General features: G+C 65.2%; 13 protein-coding genes and 2 tRNA genes. 5 read left to right on the plus strand and 10 right to left on the minus strand.

Translation table 11 applies throughout. The features are described 5' to 3' along the window. The first annotated feature begins 64 nt into the window (after positions 1-64). Both QM569_RS10130 and QM569_RS10135 read left to right on the plus strand, forming a co-directional pair. On the plus strand, positions 65-2707 hold the full coding sequence (locus QM569_RS10130) for a putative bifunctional diguanylate cyclase/phosphodiesterase (RefSeq protein ID WP_414987108.1): 2643 nt from the start codon (positions 65-67) through the stop codon (positions 2705-2707). Continuing rightward, positions 2698-2771 (plus strand) — tRNA-Gly (locus tag QM569_RS10135). Before QM569_RS10130 ends, QM569_RS10135 begins: the two co-directional genes overlap by 10 nt. Positions 2772-3048: 277 nt before the next feature. Here QM569_RS10135 and QM569_RS10140 read toward each other — a convergent pair. From QM569_RS10140 to purL, 10 genes are all read right to left on the minus strand, one after another. Continuing rightward, positions 3049-3125 (minus strand) — tRNA-Pro (locus QM569_RS10140). 30 nt (positions 3126-3155) lie between these two features. Next, entirely contained in the window at positions 3156-3587 is a 432-nt protein-coding gene (locus QM569_RS10145; protein ID WP_414987109.1) for a MerR family transcriptional regulator, read from the minus strand. 105 nt (positions 3588-3692) lie between these two features. Then, the gene (locus tag QM569_RS10150; protein ID WP_414987173.1) at positions 3693-4016 is read right to left on the minus strand and encodes an integration host factor subunit alpha; all 324 of its coding nucleotides are present in this window, start codon (positions 4014-4016) and stop codon (positions 3693-3695) included. 23 nt (positions 4017-4039) lie between these two features. Then, positions 4040-6487, minus strand: coding sequence for a phenylalanine--tRNA ligase subunit beta (gene pheT, locus QM569_RS10155; RefSeq protein WP_414987110.1), 2448 nt, complete (start codon positions 6485-6487; stop codon positions 4040-4042). A gap of 127 nt (positions 6488-6614) precedes the next feature. Beyond that, positions 6615-7667 (minus strand): phenylalanine--tRNA ligase subunit alpha, encoded by a 1053-nt coding sequence (pheS, locus tag QM569_RS10160; RefSeq protein WP_414987111.1) that lies wholly within the window; start codon positions 7665-7667, stop codon positions 6615-6617. 111 nt (positions 7668-7778) lie between these two features. Next, positions 7779-8141, minus strand: a complete 363-nt coding sequence (gene rplT / locus QM569_RS10165) for a 50S ribosomal protein L20 (RefSeq protein WP_414987112.1) — start codon at positions 8139-8141, stop codon at positions 7779-7781. Between the two features lie 25 nt (positions 8142-8166). Beyond that, the gene (rpmI, locus tag QM569_RS10170; RefSeq protein ID WP_414987113.1) at positions 8167-8370 is read right to left on the minus strand and encodes a 50S ribosomal protein L35; all 204 of its coding nucleotides are present in this window, start codon (positions 8368-8370) and stop codon (positions 8167-8169) included. Positions 8371-8507: 137 nt separating this feature from the next. After that, entirely contained in the window at positions 8508-9137 is a 630-nt protein-coding gene (gene infC, locus QM569_RS10175; RefSeq protein ID WP_414987174.1) for a translation initiation factor IF-3, read from the minus strand. An 82-nt stretch (positions 9138-9219) separates the two neighbouring features. Further along, positions 9220-11139 carry a threonine--tRNA ligase gene (thrS, locus tag QM569_RS10180; RefSeq protein ID WP_414987114.1) on the minus strand — a complete coding sequence of 640 codons (1920 nt, stop codon included), beginning with the start codon at positions 11137-11139 and terminating at the stop codon, positions 9220-9222. 238 nt (positions 11140-11377) lie between these two features. Continuing rightward, positions 11378-15397, minus strand: a complete 4020-nt coding sequence (purL, locus tag QM569_RS10185) for a phosphoribosylformylglycinamidine synthase (protein ID WP_414987115.1) — start codon at positions 15395-15397, stop codon at positions 11378-11380. Between the two features lie 127 nt (positions 15398-15524). Here purL and QM569_RS10190 point away from each other — a divergent pair, with 127 nt between their 5' ends. Genes QM569_RS10190 through map form a run of 3 tightly spaced genes read left to right on the plus strand, consistent with a single transcriptional unit; the run spans position 15525 to position 17017 of the window. Further along, a complete protein-coding gene (locus tag QM569_RS10190; protein ID WP_414987116.1) occupies positions 15525-15752 on the plus strand; it encodes a hypothetical protein in 228 nt (75 codons plus the stop codon). Next, positions 15739-16173 carry a PIN domain-containing protein gene (locus tag QM569_RS10195; protein WP_414987117.1) on the plus strand — a complete coding sequence of 145 codons (435 nt, stop codon included), beginning with the start codon at positions 15739-15741 and terminating at the stop codon, positions 16171-16173. The genes QM569_RS10190 and QM569_RS10195 overlap by 14 nt, the downstream gene beginning before the upstream one ends. A 28-nt stretch (positions 16174-16201) precedes the next feature. Next, on the plus strand, positions 16202-17017 hold the full coding sequence (gene map / locus QM569_RS10200; RefSeq protein WP_414987118.1) for a type I methionyl aminopeptidase: 816 nt from the start codon (positions 16202-16204) through the stop codon (positions 17015-17017). The last annotated feature ends 15 nt before the right edge of the window (positions 17018-17032 follow it).

The following is a 17032-nucleotide window of genomic DNA, read 5'->3' on the forward strand; positions in this document are numbered from 1 at the left end:
GCATCCCGTAACGTCCGGCCACACCTGCGGTCGGGTTTCAACGCACGCCGCCCGAAAGCACCGCTTGCTGCCACTTAGCCCACGCGCTTCCGTCATCCGCCAGTTGTCCCTGTCGATATGGGGGCTGTTTCTGGCCCTTCTGGTGCTGCTGTCGGTGCTGGGTTACACGGCGATGCGCATAGCGGCCAACCGCGTCGCCCCGGCCATCATCCAGCAGATCGTGCAGTTGCAGGCGCTGGCCAGCGAGGGGCTGTTCCTGCACGCAGAGCGCAGCGTGCAGCGCCTGAGGGAAGAACTGCTGCAGCGGCTGGACGGCGACAGCGACACGGCAGCCACGCTGCGGCGCTTCGACACACTGTTCGAGCGCAGCGCCGACGGCCTGTGGCGCCTGCGCCCCGGCCTGGTGGACACCCAGCACGCACCCACGCTGTACCTGCACCACGGCCCCGCAGGCCCCGACGAGTCCACGCGCCGCCGCGCCGTCGCCAGCTTCGACCTGCTGCGCCAGCAGGGGCCTGCCATGGTGCCGCCGTTCTTTTCGGTGTACATGGACTTCGTCGAGGACGGGCTGATGGTCTATACCCGGGGCATCAATTGGGGCGCTGGCGCCGCAGGCGATGCCACCAATGCCAACTACCCCACCATGCGCGGCGCCGACCCCAGGAACAACCCGCAGCGCACGGTGTTCTGGACGCCCGTGTATTACGACCAGCAGGCCAAGGCGTGGATGGTGTCGGTGATCCAGCCTTTCGACTGGCAGGGCCGCTGGGTCGGCACGCTGGGGCACGACCTGCCGGTCGATGCACTGATACGCATGGTGACCGAGACCGACCCGGACGACGGCCTGCAGCTTATCCTGAGCGCGGACGGCGACCTCATCGCCCACCCCCACCTGCGCGAACGCATCGCGCAGACCGACGGGCAATTGCGCATCGCCACGCTGCAAGACCCCCTGCTCGACCAGATCCACGGCATGGTGACGCAGGCCCGCACCGACAGCGGCGCGGGCCTGAGCCCCGACGGCAGCCAGTGGGTGGCCTGGTCGCGCATCCACGGACCGGGCTGGTTCCGCGTGCAATTGCTGCCGCAATCGCGTGTGAACGGCTTTCTGATGTGCGGCCTGGCCGCGCTGTTCGCCATCGGCTTGCTCGGGCTGGTGCCCGTGCTGTGGCTGCTGCGCCGCCAAGTGGACACTTTGGTGCAGCACCCCCTGCAGCGCATCGCTCTGGCCGTGGACGAACTGGGCGAGGGCCGCACCCCCACGCCGATCGGCGCGCACGGCGACGATGAACTGGGCCGCCTTGCCCGCGCATTCGACGGCATGGTGGCCGAACTGGACCAGCAGCGCACGCTGCAGGCCCACACCGCCGAACAACTGGCCTACCTGGCCGAGCGCGACGCGCTCACCGGTCTGTACAACCGCCGCCGCTTCGAGGACGAACTGGCCCGCTTCTTCAAGGAGCGCGAACGCCGCCCGCGCGAAGGCGCCCTGCTGTTCCTCGACCTGGACGAATTCAAGTACATCAACGACACCTTCGGCCACCGCGCGGGCGACGCCATGCTGGTGCGCGTCACGGCCGAGGTGCGCGCCCTGGTGCGCGAGACCGAGGTGCTGGCGCGCCTGGGCGGCGACGAATTCGCAGTGCTCATGCCCGACGCCACCGAGAGCGATGCGCGCAAGCTGGCCGAGCGCATCGTCCAGGCCATCGCGCAAATGCCGTTCAGCATCGGCGATCAGACCCTGCGGCTGACTGCCAGCCTGGGCATAGCCCACGTTCCCACGCACGCCGACAACGCCGAGGACCTGGTCGCGCACGCCGACGCCGCCATGTACCAGGCCAAGCACGCCGGCAAGAACCGCTGGTCCACCTACAGCCAGAACAGCGACGCCTCGTACGAAATGATCACCCGGCTGGCCTGGAACGACCGCATCGGCCACGCCCTCGACCATGGCCGGATGCGGCTGCACTACCAGGGGGTGTACCAGGCGGGCGGCAATGAACTGTCCCACCTGGAAGCGCTGATCCGCATGGTGGACGATGCCGACACCGCCCGCCTGATCGCGCCCAGCGAGTTCATTGGCTACGCGGAAAAGAGCGGCAAGATCCTCGACATCGACCGCTGGGTCATCCGCCGCAGCATCGCGCAGTTGGCGCAATGCCCGCACCTGCCCGCCATCGCCATCAACATTTCGGGGCGCTCGTTCGACGACCCCGACCTGCCCCGCTACATCGCCGAACACCTGCAGTCGGCGAGCGTGGCCCCTTCGCGGCTGATCGTGGAGCTGACGGAAACCTCGGCCGTCTCCGACCTGCGCGACGCCGAGCGCTTCATCGACGCGCTGCACCGCACGGGCTGCCACGTCTGCCTGGACGACTTCGGCACCGGCTTCGCCTCGTTCGCCTACCTCAAGCACCTGAAGGTGGACATCCTCAAGATCGACGGCCTGTTCATCCGCAACCTGCCGAGCGAGCGCGACAACCAGGTCTTCGTGCGCGCCATCATCGACGTGGCGCGCGGCCTGGGCAAGCGCACCGTGGCCGAGTTCGTCGAGAACCACGAGGTGCTGCTGATGCTGCAGGCGTTCGGCGTGGACATGGTGCAGGGCTACCACCTGGACAAGCCGCAGGAGAGGCATCCGGCGCTCATGCAACCGCCTGGCGAGGAAGGCGGCTCGCATATACTCAGTGACTCCTTGCGGGTGTAGTTCAATGGTAGAACGGCAGCTTCCCAAGCTTCATACGAGGGTTCGATTCCCTTCACCCGCTCCAGATTAGCCTTTCACGGCATCCCACAACACGTCAAAACCCGCATGTTCCTAGGCATGCGGGTTTTTTCTTGTGTCACACCATGCCACTACCTGCCGCAACATACCGTCAATTTGTCGGTACTTTTGGCGGTATCTCGTACCATGGCGATACCAGATACTGTCAAAGGTATCCATCGCACATGCCCTTTCTCGGAGGCAAATGTGTCAACGCAGATCAGGACGGGGCACGGAAAAGAAAAAGGACCTAGCCCCTTGCGAAGCTAAGTCCTTGATATAAATGGTCGGCGTGGCGGGATTCGAACTCGCGACCCCTTGCACCCCATGCAAGTGCGCTACCAGGCTGCGCTACACGCCGACAAGCCTTAGATTATATGCGGGAAAAAGCTCAGTTCGGAGAAAGCAGAGCGCGAATTTCAAATAATTCCCTGCGCACCGCATTGGGGTCGAGCGCGAAGCCCAGTGCGTCGATCGACAGATCGCCGCGTGCGCTGTCCAGCAGGATGCTGGGCAGTTCGGTGGCTTGCGCCTCGGCCTCGACCGCCGCCTCGTCACGCGCGGGGTGCGCCAGTTCTTGCAGCCGGTTGCGCGCGCCGCTGATGGTGAAGCCCTGGTCGTACAGCAGGTCGCGGATGCGGCGGATCATCAGCACCTCGTGGTGCTGGTAGTAGCGCCGGTTGCCGCGCCGCTTCATGGGGCGCAGCTGCGTGAACTCCTGCTCCCAATAGCGCAGCACGTGGGGCTTGACGCCGCACAGCTCCGCCACCTCGCCGATGGTGAAATAGCGCTTGGCAGGGATGGATGGAAGGAGGGTGCCCATGAAATGCTGCAGGTTCAGGCCGGAAAACCATCAAGGGTACTGCGGACCCGCGAAGACCGCCAGCGGCGCAGTCACAAAATTTGCACAATTTCATGGTTGACTGCGTCAGCCAGCCGTGTTTTGGATTTGCTCCTTGAGCTTGCTCCTGGCGTGAAAGGTGACCACGCGCCGCGCCTTGATCGGGATGGCCTCGCCCGTGCGCGGGTTGCGCCCGGGGCGCGGGGCCTTGGTGCGGATCTGGAAGTTGCCGAAGCCAGAGAGCTTCACGTCCTTGCCTTCCACCAGGCTCTGCGAGATGAGGTCGAAGAAGGCGTCGATCATGTCCTTGGACTCGCGCTTGTTCAGCCCGATCTGGTCGAACAGCAGGTCGGCCAGCTGCGCCTTGGTGAGTGCCGGGGATTCCAGGCTTTCGACGGCGAATTCGATCATGGCATCGGTTCCCTTCAGGTTCATCACATGCGCAGCCGCGCGCCGGTGCGCCGGGCCAGTTGCGCCACCACGGCCTGTACGGCGGCGTCGATCTCCGCCTCGGTCAGCGTGGCCTCGTCGCGCGCCAGGGTCAGGCGCACGGCCAGGCTTTTCTCGCCCTGCGCAAGGCTGCCCGCCGGGGCTTCTTCGCCCGCGCGCAGCGGCTTGGGACGGTACACGTCGAACAGCACGGCCGAGCGCAGCATGCCGCCGTGTACCGCTTGTTCGACGGCCGCCATGATGTCGGCATGCGTGACGCGCTCGGACACGACCACGGCGATGTCGCGCTCCACGGCCTGGTGCTTGGCGACGGGTTTGAACTGCGGCACGGCGCGCTGCAGCACGGCGTCCAGCTCCAGCTCGAACATCACGGGGGCCTGGGGCAAGTCCCAGGACTGGCGCCACTGCGGGTGCAGTTCGCCCACGAAGCCGATGGCGCGCTCGCCCAGCAGCACGCGCGCGCAGCGGCCCGGATGCATGGCCGGGTGCATGGCGGGCTCGAATCTGGCTTGCAACGGAGCCAGCAATGCCTCCACGTCGCCCTTCACGTCGAAGAAGTCGATGGGCTGGTCCTTGCGGCCCCATTGCAGCGCATCGGTCGGGCCGCAGGCCAGGCCCGCCACGCGCATGGGCTGGTGGAAGCCCTCGACGGTGGTGTCGGTGTTTTGCACGCCCGCGTCGCGCAGGAACACACGGCCCAGCTCGAACACGCGCACGCGCTGGGCCTTGCGGTCCACGTTGAATTTCAAAACTTGTAGCAATGAACCCAGCAAGGACGAGCGCATGACGCTCATTTGGCTTGCAATCGGGTTGAGCAGCTTGATGGGCTGGGCGTTGGCGGCCAGTTCGTGCTCCCAGCGCTCCTCGACGAAGCTGAAGTTGATCGTCTCCTGGTAGCCCAGGCCCGCAAGCCGACGGCGCACGGCGAAGGGACTGCGCGTGGCCTCGGGTGCGAGTTTGGGCGTGATGGGCGCGAGCGGCGGCGTGGTGGGCAGGTGGTTGTAGCCCACCATGCGCGCGACTTCCTCGATCAAATCTTCTTCGATGGTGAGGTCGAAGCGGTACGCGGGCGGCGCGACGGTCACCGTGCCATCGCCCTCTTGCACCGGCAGGCCCAGGCCGCGCAGCGCGTTGGCGCACTGCGCCTGCGTGAGCGGCATGCCGATGACCTTGGCCGCGCGCGCCACGCGCAACGTGACGGGCTGGGGCGCGGGCAGGTTGACGACCTGGTCGTCCATGGGGCCGCAGGCCGTGTCGGGCGTGCCGCAGATGTCGATGACGAGTTGCGTGATGCGCTCGATGTGCTCCACCGTCAGGCTGGGATCGACGCCGCGCTCGAAGCGGTGGCCCGCGTCGGTGGAGAAGTTGTAGCGGCGCGAGCGCCCCGCGACGGCCTTGGGCCACCAGAAGGCGGCTTCGATGTAGATGTGCTTGGTGTCGTCAGAGACGGCGGTCGCGTCGCCGCCCATGATGCCTGCCAGCGATTCGACTTGGGCAGCGTCGGCGATCACGCCCACCTTTTCATCGACGGTGATGGTGTTGCCGTTGAGCAGCTTGAGCTGCTCACCTGCCCTGCCCCAGCGGACTTGCAGGCCGCCGTGGATCTTGTCCAGGTCGAAGATGTGCGACGGGCGCCCAAACTCGAACATCACGTAGTTGGAGATGTCCACCAGCGGCGACACGCCCCGCTGGCCGCAGCGCGCAAGGCGGTCGAGCATCCATTGCGGCGTTTGGGCGCGCGTGTTCACGTTGCGCACGATGCGGCCCGAGAAGCGGCCGCACAGGTCGGTGGCGCTGACCTTGACGGGCAGCACGTCGGCCAGCGTGGACTTCACTGCGGGGAACGTCGGCTGCTTCAAGGGCGCACCCGTCAGCGCAGACACTTCGCGGGCGATGCCATAGACGCTCAGGCAGTGCGCGAGGTTGGGCGTGAGCTTGAGGGTGAACAGCGTGTCGTCCAGGTTCAGGTGCGTGCGGATGTCCTGCCCCACGGGCGCCGAAGCATCCAGCTCCAGCAGGCCGCCGTGGTCTTCCGACAGCTTGAGTTCACGCGCCGAGCACAGCATGCCCTGGCTTTCCACGCCGCGCAGCTTGCCAACCTTGATGCGAAAGGGCTTGCCGTCGTCGCCCGGCGGCAGCTCGGCCCCCACCAGCGCGCACGGCACCTTGATGCCAACGCGGGCATTGGGCGCGCCGCACACGATGTTGAGCAAGGCCCCCTGCCCCACGTCCACCTGGCACACGCGCAAGCGGTCGGCGTCGGGGTGCTGCACGGCTTCCTTGATTTCGCCCACGACGATGTGCGTGAACGGCGGGGCCACGGGGCGCAGCTCTTCGACTTCCAGGCCCGCCATGGTCAGGGTGTCGGCCAGTTCTTGGGTGCTCAGCGGCGGGTTGCAGAATTCGCGCAACCAGGACTCGGGGAATTGCATAGTGTGTGGTGGATTCTTGACGGTTGCTCTTGAAAAGTGAGCAGATAGCGCCTGTCTATCCTTGGTTTCAATATGAAAACATGCTGAAAGCCAATGGAATCAGGCGCTGGCAGCTCACTTTTTTGAATTACTGGAACTGCGACAGGAAGCGGATGTCGCCGTCGAAGAACAGGCGCAGGTCGTTCACGCCATAGCGCAACATGGTCAGCCGGTCGGGCCCCATGCCGAAGGCGAAGCCGATGTACTTTTCAGGGTCGAGCCCCATGTTGCGCACGACGTTGGGGTGGACTTGCCCACTGCCCGCCACCTCCAGCCAGCGGCCCGCCAGCGGCCCGGTCTGGAACTGGATGTCGATCTCAGCGCTCGGCTCGGTGAAGGGGAAGAAGCTGGGGCGAAAGCGCAGCACCAGGTCGTCGCTTTCAAAGAACGTGCGGCAGAAGTCGGTGAACACGACCTTCAGGTCCTTGAAGCTCACGTTCTCGCCAATCCACAAACCCTCGCACTGGTGGAACATGGGCGAGTGCGTGGCGTCGCTGTCCACGCGGTAGGTGCGGCCCGGGGCGATGACGCGGATCTCGGGCATGGGCTGGCCGGCATCCAGCAGCGCGCGGTGCGTCTTGACGTGCTGCACCGCGTGGCGGATCTGCATGGGGCTGGTGTGCGTGCGCAGCAGGTTGGGGGCGGTGGCGGTGCCGCCCTCCACGTAGAAGGTGTCGTGCATGGAACGCGCGGGGTGGTCCTCGGGCGTGTTCAGCGCGGTGAAGTTGAACCAGTCGGTCTCGATCTCGGGGCCCTCGGCCACGTCGAAACCCATGGAGCCGAAGATGCCCTGGATGCGCTCCAGCGTGAGCGACACGGGGTGCAGCCCGCCCTGCCCGCGCTGGCGGCCCGGCAGGCTCACGTCCAGCGCCTCGGCCTTCAACTGCGCTTGCAATTCAGCGTCGGCGAGCTGCTGGCGGCGCGCGGTCAGAGCGGCCTCGATGGCCTGTTTGGCCACGTTGATGGCGGCGCCACGGGACTTCTTCTCGTCCACCGACAGCTGGGCCATGCCCTTCATGAGTTCCGTCACGCGGCCCGACTTGCCCAGAAACTGCGCCTTGGCGTTTTCCAGCTCGGCGGGGGTGGCGCTTTGCGCGAACAGTTGCGCCGCGCTCTCGACCAGGGAATCCAACTCGTTCATACCGACTCTTTATCGACTCGTGAAAATAAACAAGGGCTAGCGCCTTTTCAAGCCCTAGCCCTTGCTGTTATTGCGCAAGCAGCTATCAAAACGATAGCCGCTATCGTGAACTCAAGCAGCAGCCAGCTTGGCCTTGACTTGTTCCACGATGCTGCCGAAGGCAGCCTTGTCGTGTACCGCGAGGTCGGCCAGCATCTTGCGGTCGATCTGGATGGACGCCTTCTTCAGGCCGTTGGTGAACTGGCTGTAGGTCAGGCCCAGTTCGCGCGAAGCGGCGTTGATACGGGCAATCCACAGTTGGCGGAACACGCGCTTCTTGGTGCGGCGGTCACGGTAGGCGTATTGCCCAGCCTTCATCACCGCCTGCTTGGCGATGCGGAAGACGTTACCGCGGCGACCACGGAAGCCCTTGGCAAGGGCGAGAACTTTCTTGTGACGGGCGCGGGCCGTTACACCACGTTTGACGCGAGGCATGTGTGTACTCCTTGTTCGTCGTTAATTACAGGCCAGCACCGGGCAGCATCTGCGCCATGTGACCCATGTTGGTCTCATGCACAGCCACTGCGCCACGCAGGTGACGCTTGTTCTTGGTGGTCTTCTTGGTCAAGATGTGACGCTTGAAGGCTTGACCGCGCTTGACGGCGCCACCGGGACGAACGCGGAAACGCTTTTTCGCGCTGCTCTTGGTCTTCATTTTGGGCATGTGAATGCTCCTTTGTTTGTGCTCGTGAGGCGTTTGCGCTGAATGCGCAACCTTGTTGGCCCCGAGACACTTCTTCATCTGCCAGCGCCCCTTGCCAAAGCACGGGCCGCCAGCGGATTCCTTGCTATCTATCTCACTCAGGCTGCCGGAGCAGCCGGAGCAGCCGGAGCAGCCGCAGCACCCGAACCAGCTTCCGCCGCTGGCTTGCCAGCGGGCTTCTTCTTGCCAGGCGCGATCATCATGATCATCTGGCGGCCTTCCAGCTTCGGGAACTGCTCGACGAGGATGGTGTCACCCAGGTCGTCGCGGATGCGGTTGAGCAGCGCCAAACCCAGCTCCTGGTGCGTGATCTCGCGGCCACGGAAGCGCAGCGTGATCTTGCACTTGTCGCCATCGGCCAAAAAGCGGCGGATGTTGCGCAGCTTGATGTTGTAGTCGCCATCGTCCGTGCCGGGGCGGAATTTGACTTCCTTGATCTCGATGACCGTCTGCTTGGCCTTGGCCTCGGCGGCGCGCTTTTGCTCCTGGTACTTGAACTTTCCGTAGTCCATGAGACGGCATACGGGCGGGTTCGCCGTGGCGGCGATTTCGACCAGGTCCACATCCAGCTCGCCCGCCATGCGCAGGGCTTCCATGAGGCTGACGACGCCCAGGGGCTCGTTGTCAGGACCCGAGAGGCGAACCTCGGGGGCCATGATTTCACGGTTCAGGCGGTGCTTGCGCTCCTCGCGCTGGCGACGATCACGAAATTCAGTAGCGATGGCTATCTTCCTTCAATCAAAACACTACAAACTCTGTAGCAACAACCGCGCATCTGGCATGCGCCAAAGCATGTTTTCATGAAAAGAATCAGGCTTTGGTGGCGATGTCCTGGGCGATCAGCTCGGCGAACGCTTCGAGAGACATCACGCCGAGGTCACGATTGCCCCGGGCGCGCACTGCGACGGCTTCTGCGGCCTTTTCCTTGTCGCCCGCGACGAGGATGTACGGCAGCTTTTGCAACGAATGCTCACGTATTTTATACGTAATCTTCTCGTTTCGCAGGTCGGTCACCACCCTAAGGTCTTGATTCGGCAGTGCTTTTTGCAGTTTTGCGGCGATTTCGCGACAGTAGTCGCCCTGCCCGTCGGTGATGTTCAGCACGGCGACCTGCACCGGCGCCAGCCACGTGGGCAGCGCGCCTGCGTGCTGCTCGATCAGGATGCCGATGAAGCGCTCCAGACTGCCCACGATGGCGCGGTGCAGCATGATGGGGCGGTGGCGCGCGCCGTCTTCGCCGACGAATTCGGCGTCCAGCCGCTCGGGCATGTTCGGATCGACCTGGATGGTGCCGCACTGCCATTCGCGGCCCAGCGCGTCCTTCAGCGTGTATTCGATCTTGGGGCCGTAGAAGGCGCCCTCGCCCGGCAAATACGTGAATTCGCAGCCCGAGGCGCGCAGGCCGTCGGCCAGCGCCGCCTCGGCCTTGTCCCAGCTCTCCTCGCTGCCGATGCGCTTTTCGGGGCGCGTGGACAGGCGATAGAGGATGTCGGTAAAGCCGAAGTCCTTATAGACCTTCTGCAGCAGCGTGGTGAAGGCCGCCACCTCACCCTGGATCATGTCCTCGGTACAGAAGATGTGGCCGTCGTCCTGCGTGAAGCCGCGCACGCGCATGATGCCGTGCAGGCCGCCCGAGGGCTCGTTGCGGTGGCAGTTGCCGAATTCGCCAAAGCGCAGCGGCAGGTCGCGGTAGCTCTTGATGCCCTGCTTGTAGATGAGGATGTGGCCGGGACAGTTCATCGGCTTGAGCGCGTAGTCGCGCTTCTCGCTCTCGGTGATGAACATGTTCTCGCGGTACTTGTCCCAGTGGCCCGTCTTCTCCCACAGGCTCTTGTCCAGGATCTGCGGGCCCTTGACTTCCAGGTAGCCGTTGTCGCGATAGACGCGGCGCATGTACTGCTCCACCTGCTGCCACACCGTCCAGCCCTTGGGGTGCCAGAACACCGTGCCAGGCGAGTGCTCGTCGATGTGGAACAGGTCCAGCTCGCGGCCCAGGCGGCGGTGGTCGCGCTTCTCGGCCTCCTCGATGCGCTGGATGTAGGCTTCCAGGTCCTTCTTGTCGGCCCAGGCCGTGCCGTAGATGCGCTGGAGCTGCTCGTTCTTGGCGTCGCCGCGCCAGTAGGCGCCCGCGAGCTTGGTCAGCTTGAACACCTTCAGGAAGCGCGTGTTGGGTACGTGCGGGCCGCGGCACATGTCCACGTATTCCTGGTGGTAGTACAGGCCCATCGCCTTCTCGTCGGGCATGTCCTCCACCAGGCGCAGCTTGTAGTCCTCGCCGCGCGACTTGAACACGTCGATCACCTCGGCGCGCGGCGTCATCTTCTTGACCACGTCGTAGTCCTGCGCGATGAGTTCCTTCATGCGCTGCTCGATGGCGGCCATGTCCTCGGGCGTGAAGGGGCGCTCGTAGGCGATGTCGTAGTAGAAGCCCTCGTCGATCACCGGCCCGATCACCATCTTGGCCGTGGGGTAGAGCTGCTTGACGGCGTGGCCCACTAGGTGGGCGCAGGAGTGGCGGATGATGTCCAGCCCGTCCTGGTCCTTGGGCGTGATGATCTGCAGCTTCGCATCGTGGTCGATGCGGTCGCAGGCATCGACGAGCCTGCCATCCACCTTGCCCGCCACGGTGTTCTTGGCAAGGCCGGGGCCGATGGACTGCGCCACCTCGGCCACTGTGACGGGGCCGGGGTACTCGCGCTGCGAACCGTCTGGGAGCGTGATGTAAATCATGGTGTGGGAATCCTTGTCTTCAAAACAAAAAGCGCGGAACGATGTCCGCGCTTTTGTCGAGGGAGGCGAATGGCTTGAATCTCGTGCAGGCGCGAACGGCCAGCCTCAGCGGCTGGTGAACTTCTCCGTCGTAGTTCGCGGTGTCATAACCGACAGTGCCTTTCTCGCCCTTGTGCGTTGCAGAACCAGCATTCTACCGGGCCCGCACCGGCGAGCACAGTAGCGGCCTGCATTGCCATCACCCCACCCACCTGCGCGCATTGCGCCAGATGCGCATCCAGGGGCTGAGGGCGCTCTTGTCGCCGCTCGTCCAGCTCATCTGCACGTTGCGGAACACGCGCTCGGGGTGGGGCATGAGGGCGGTGAAGCGGCCGTCTGCCGTGGTCACGCTGGTGAGGCCGCCGGGGCTGCCGTTGGGGTTGAAGGGGTACTGCTCGGTGGCGGCGCCGTGGTGGTCCACGTAGCGCATGGCGGCGATGGCCTTGTCTGCGTTGCCACGGTACTTGAAGTTGGCGTAGCCCTCGCCGTGGGCGACGGCGATGGGCAGGCGGCTGCCGGCCATGCCTGCGAAGAACAGGCTGGGGGAGTCGAGCACTTCGACCAGCGACAGGCGGGCCTCGAAGCGTTCGCTCTGGTTGGTGGTGAAGCGCGGCCAGTCCTCTGCGCCGGGGATGATGTCGGCCAGTTCGGCGAACATCTGGCAGCCGTTGCACACACCCAGACCAAAGGTGTCGGTGCGGCCGAAGAAGCCCTGGAACTGGTCGGCCAACTGTGGGTTGAAGGTGATGGAACGCGCCCAGCCGATGCCCGCGCCCAGCGTGTCGCCATAGCTGAAGCCGCCACAGGCGACGACGCCCTTGAAGTCCTGCAACTGGACGCGACCCGTTTGCAGGTCGGTCATGTGGACGTCGAACGCCTCGAAGCCTGCTTCGGTGAAGGCGTAGGCCATTTCGACGTGCGAGTTGACGCCCTGCTCGCGCAGGATGGCGACCTTGGGCTTTGCCAGGTTGAGGAAGGGGGCGGCTACGTCTTCGGCGGGGTCGAAGGTCAGGTGCAGGTGCAAGCCGGGGTCGGCGGGCTCGCCCGCTGCGGCGTGCTCGGCATCGGCGCAGGCGGGGTTGTCGCGCTGCTGGCAGATCTTCCAGCTCACAGCGTCCCAGACTTGGTGCAGGTCGCTCAAAGATGCGCTGAACACGGCCTTGGCGTCGCGCCAGATTTGCAGTTCGCCTTTGCCTGCGTCGATGGTGGATGAGGCCGGGCGGGTTTTGCCGATGAAGTGGCTCCACTTGGACAGGCCGTGCTCGCGCAAGGTCTGCATGACTTCGTTGCGCTCTGCGGTGCGCACTTGCAGCACGATGCCGAGTTCTTCGTTGAACAGGGCCTTGAGCGTGAGTTCTTCGCGGCGGGCGCTGACTTGTTGCGCCCAGTTCTTGGCGTCGCCCGTTTCCATGCGGCTGTCGCTGATGCCGTCGCCTTCGGTGACGAGCATGTCCACGTTGAGCGCCACGCCCACGTGGCCTGCGAAGGCCATTTCGGCCACCGCCGCGAGCAGGCCGCCGTCGCTGCGGTCGTGGTAGGCCAGGATGTGCCCTTTAGCGCGCAGGGCGTTGACGGCGTTGACGGTGTGGATGAGGTCTTGCGCGTCGTTGAGGTCGGGCACGCCATCCTTCTCAGGACTGCCGCTTTGCTCCAGCGTCTGGCCGAGGATGCTGCCGCCCATGCGGCATTGGCCTTTGCCCAAGTCAATGAGGACGAGGGTCGTATCCTCTTCCGTCGCGTCGAGTTGCGGCGTGAGCGTGCCGCGCACGTCGGAGAGCGTCGCGAAGGCGCTCACGATCAGGCTGACGGGGGATGTGACCTTTTTCTTCTCCGCGCCTTCGCTCCACTGCGTGCGCATCGACAACGAGTCCTTGCCCACGGGGATGCTGATGCCTAGAGCGGGACACAGCTCCATGCCCACGGCCTTGACGGTGGCGTACAGGTCGGCGTCCTCGCCCGGCTCGCCGCAGGCGGCCATCCAGTTGGCGGAGAGTTTGACGCGCGGCAGTTCAATGGGCGCGGCCAGCAGGTTGGTAATGGCCTCGGCCACGGCCATGCGGCCCGAGGCGGGCGCGTTGAGGGCGGCCAGCGGCGTGCGCTCGCCCATGCTCATGGCCTCGCCCGCGAAGCCCTTGTAATCGGCCAGCGTGACGGCGCAGTCGGCCACGGGCACCTGCCAGGGGCCGACCATCTGGTCGCGGTGGGATAGCCCCCCCACCGTGCGGTCGCCGATGGTGATGAGGAAGCGCTTGGACGCCACGGTGGGGTGCGCCAGCACGTCGATGACGGCTTTTTGCAGCGGCACGCCGGTCAGATCCATGGGCGCGAAGGTGCGCTGCACGGTCGTCACGTCGCGGTGCATCTTGGGCGGCTTGCCCAGCAGCACGTCCATGGGCATATCGACCGGGTACTTCTGGTCGCCTGCTGCCACGGCAGTGTCTGCCAGCACCAACTGGCGCTGCTCGGTGGCCGTGCCGATGACGGCGAAGGGGCAGCGCTCGCGCTCGCAGAACGCCTGGAACAAAGGCAGCGATTCGGGCGCGATGGCGAGCACGTAGCGCTCCTGGCTTTCGTTGCTCCAGATTTCCTTGGGGGCCATGCCCGATTCTTCGAGCGGCACGGCGCGCAGGTCGAACCGCGCACCGCGCCCGGCATCGTTGGTCAATTCAGGGAAGGCGTTGGACAGCCCGCCCGCGCCCACGTCGTGGATCGCCAGGATGGGGTTTTGCGCGCCCTGCGCCCAGCAGTGGTTGATGACCTCTTGCGCGCGGCGCTCGATCTCGGGGTTGCCGCGCTGCACCGAGTCGAAGTCCAGCTCCGCCGCGTTGGTGCCCGTCGCCATGGAACTGGCCGCGCTGCCGCCCATGCCGATCCGCATGCCGGGGCCGCCCAGCTGGATGAGCAGCGAGCCTGCGGGGAATTCAATCTTCTTGGTCAACTCTGCGTCGATCACGCCGACGCCGCCCGCGATCATGATGGGCTTGTGGTAGCCGCGCTGGATGCCGCCCACGTTCTGCTCGTATTCGCGAAAGTACCCCGCGAGGTTGGGCCTGCCGAATTCGTTGTTGAACGCCGCGCCGCCCAGCGGCCCCTCGACCATGATCTGCAAGGGGCTGGCGATGTGCTCGGGCTTGCCCACGGTGCTGCCCCAGAGCTTGGAGACGGTGAACCCCGTCAGCCCCGCCTTGGGCTTGGAGCCGCGCCCCGTCGCGCCCTCGTCGCGGATCTCGCCGCCCGCGCCGGTGGACGCACCCGGGAAGGGCGAGATGGCCGTGGGGTGGTTGTGCGTTTCCACCTTCATCAGCACATGGTGGGTTGCACTACTCTTTTGATAGCTGCTTGCGCCCGTCCCATCTGCGCTAGAGGCCATTTTGGCTATGAATCTCTCCACCGTATGGCCTTCCATGATGGAGGCGTTGTCCGAATACGCCACCACCGTGTGCTGCGGCGCGAGTTGGTGCGTGTTGCGGATCATGCCGAACAGCGATTTGTCCTGCGCCACGCCGTCGATGGTGAACTGGGCGTTGAAGATCTTGTGGCGGCAGTGCTCGCTGTTGGCCTGGGCGAACATCATCAGCTCCACGTCCGTGGGGTTGCGCGCCAGGGCGGTGAAGGCGTTGACCAGGTAGTCGATTTCGTCGTCGGCCAGCGCCAGGCCGAAGCGGGCGTTGGCGGCTTCCAAAGCCGTGCGGCCACCACCGAGAACGTTGACGTGCTCCATGGGCGCGGGTTGCAGCTCGGTGAACAGCGCAGCGGCGGCGGCGCGCTCCATCACCACGGATTCGGTCATGCGGTCGTGCAGCAGCGCGGCGACCTGGGCCTTTTGCCCGTCGTCCAGTTCAGGCGTCTTGCCCAGCAGGCCGGATTTGAGAGCGACGCGGTATTCGGTAATGCGCTCCACACGGCGGATGGCGATGCCGCAGTTGCGCGCAATATCGGTGGCCTTGCTGGCCCAGGGCGACAGCGTGCCCAGGCGTGGCGTGACGATGATGGCCGCGCCATCCGCCGGGCCTGTGTAGGGTTCGCCATAGGCCAGCAGCGCGGACAGCCGCTCCTGCTGGGCGGGCGTGGGGGCCGCGTCCGTCACCACCAGATGCACGAAGCGCGCCGCGATGCCCTCGATCTTGGGGTGGATGGCTGCCAGGGCGGGTTGAAGCTGCTGGGCGCGGAAGGCGCTGAGGGCATTGCCGCCCTCGAAGGTGCTGATGTGGTGGGTCACGGGAGTGGCCTTTGGAAAGAGGGCGGGATTTTACCTGGGGGCTTCCTGTGGCGATCTCGTGGTTCATTCACACGAAAAATATCCCGTGTTCTAAAATCGCGTGCCAAAAACACACAGAGGATCTGCCATGGCCCGCAACATCACCTTCACCGCCGACGAGGCCCTGATCGAAGCCGCCCGCGAAGCCGCCCGTGCCGATAACACCACGCTCAACGAGCAGTTCCGCCTGTGGCTGGAGAGCTATGCGCGCAAGCGGCAGGCGGACAGGGCGATGGAGACGCTGGCGCGCATCCGCAGCTACGCCAGTTCCGGCGGCCTGAAGATGACCCGCGAGGAAATGAATGAGCGCCGCTGATTTCCTCGACAGCAATGTCGTGGTCTATGCCTTTGACGCGGCGGGCGGCGAGAAAAGCAGCATCGCCAGCGGCATCATCAACACCGCCTTGCGCCAGGGCAACGCCATCATCAGCTTTCAGGTCGTGCAGGAAACGCTGAACGTCATAGGCCGCAAATTCAGCCGCGTCGCCACCCCCAAGGATCGCAAGGTCGCGCTGGAACAAGTCCTCGTGCCGCTCTGGCGCATCCACCCCAGCCCCGCGCTGTACGCACGCGGGCTGGGCATCCAGGAGCGCTACGGCTTCAGCTTCTACGACAGCCTGATCGTCGCCGCCGCGCTGGAAGGCGGCTGCACGCGGCTGCTCAGCGAAGACATGCAGCACGGGCAGCAGATCGAGGGGCTGCGGGTGGAGAACCCGTTTCTCGGCACCCGCGCCTGAAAAGCCCTGAATGGGATAATCCCGCCCCATGAGCATCACCATCAAAAGCGCCGAAGACATCGAGGGCATGCGCGTCGCGTGCCGCCTCGCATCCGAGGTGCTGGACTACATCGCCCCCCACATCAAGCCCGGCATCACCACCAAGGACATCGACCGCCTGGGCGCCGAGTGCATGGCGCAGCAGGGCACCGTGTCGGCCACCGTGGGCTACCAGCCGCCCGGCTACCCGCCCTACCCCGCATCGCTGTGTACCTCGGTCAACCACGTGGTGTGCCACGGCATTCCCAACGACAAGCCGCTGAAGAAGGGCGACATCGTGAACGTGGACGTGACCGTCATCACCAAGGACGGCTGGTACGGCGACAACAGCCGCATGTACATCATTGGCGAAGGGTCCATCGCCGCCAGGCGCCTGTGCGCACTGACCTTCGAGGCCATGTGGCACGGCATCGTGCAGGTCAAGCCTGGCGCGCACCTGGGCGACGTGGGGCATGCCATCCAGAAGTTTGCGGAAGGGCATGGCTTTTCCGTCGTGCGCGAGTTCTGCGGCCACGGCATCGGCAAGAGGTTCCATGAGGAGCCCCAGGTGCTGCACTACGGCCGCCCCGGAACGCTCGAAGAACTGGTGCCCGGCATGGTGTTCACCATCGAGCCCATGATCAACGCAGGCCGCCGCGAGGTGAAGGAGTTCGGCAACGACGGCTGGACCATCGTCACCAAGGACCACAGCCTGTCGGCACAATGGGAGCACACGGTGCTGGTGACCGAGACCGGGTACGAGGTGATGACCCTGTCGGCAGGCTCGCCGCCGCTGCCATCCTTCGTGACCTCTACCAAGACCTGACCTTCCCAGCGTGCA

It is taken from the genome of Acidovorax sp., assembly GCF_047607405.1.
Classification (GTDB): domain Bacteria; phylum Pseudomonadota; class Gammaproteobacteria; order Burkholderiales; family Burkholderiaceae_C; genus Acidovorax.

Bases quoted from the DNA above. Each gene is read 5' to 3' on its own strand.
- pheS (WP_414987111.1), bottom strand. From the start codon at position 7,667: ATGAACGAGTTGGATTCCCTGGTCGAGAGCGCGGCGCAACTGTTCGCG.
- QM569_RS10145 (WP_414987109.1), bottom strand. From the start codon at position 3,587: ATGGGCACCCTCCTTCCATCCATCCCTGCCAAGCGCTATTTCACCATC.
- rplT (WP_414987112.1), bottom strand. From the start codon at position 8,141: ATGCCTCGCGTCAAACGTGGTGTAACGGCCCGCGCCCGTCACAAGAAA.
- QM569_RS10195 (WP_414987117.1), top strand. From the start codon at position 15,739: ATGAGCGCCGCTGATTTCCTCGACAGCAATGTCGTGGTCTATGCCTTT.
- map (WP_414987118.1), top strand. From the start codon at position 16,202: ATGAGCATCACCATCAAAAGCGCCGAAGACATCGAGGGCATGCGCGTC.
- pheT (WP_414987110.1), bottom strand. From the start codon at position 6,487: ATGCAATTCCCCGAGTCCTGGTTGCGCGAATTCTGCAACCCGCCGCTG.
- QM569_RS10190 (WP_414987116.1), top strand. From the start codon at position 15,525: ATGGCCCGCAACATCACCTTCACCGCCGACGAGGCCCTGATCGAAGCC.
- thrS (WP_414987114.1), bottom strand. From the start codon at position 11,139: ATGATTTACATCACGCTCCCAGACGGTTCGCAGCGCGAGTACCCCGGC.
- rpmI (WP_414987113.1), bottom strand. From the start codon at position 8,370: ATGCCCAAAATGAAGACCAAGAGCAGCGCGAAAAAGCGTTTCCGCGTT.
- QM569_RS10150 (WP_414987173.1), bottom strand. From the start codon at position 4,016: ATGATCGAATTCGCCGTCGAAAGCCTGGAATCCCCGGCACTCACCAAG.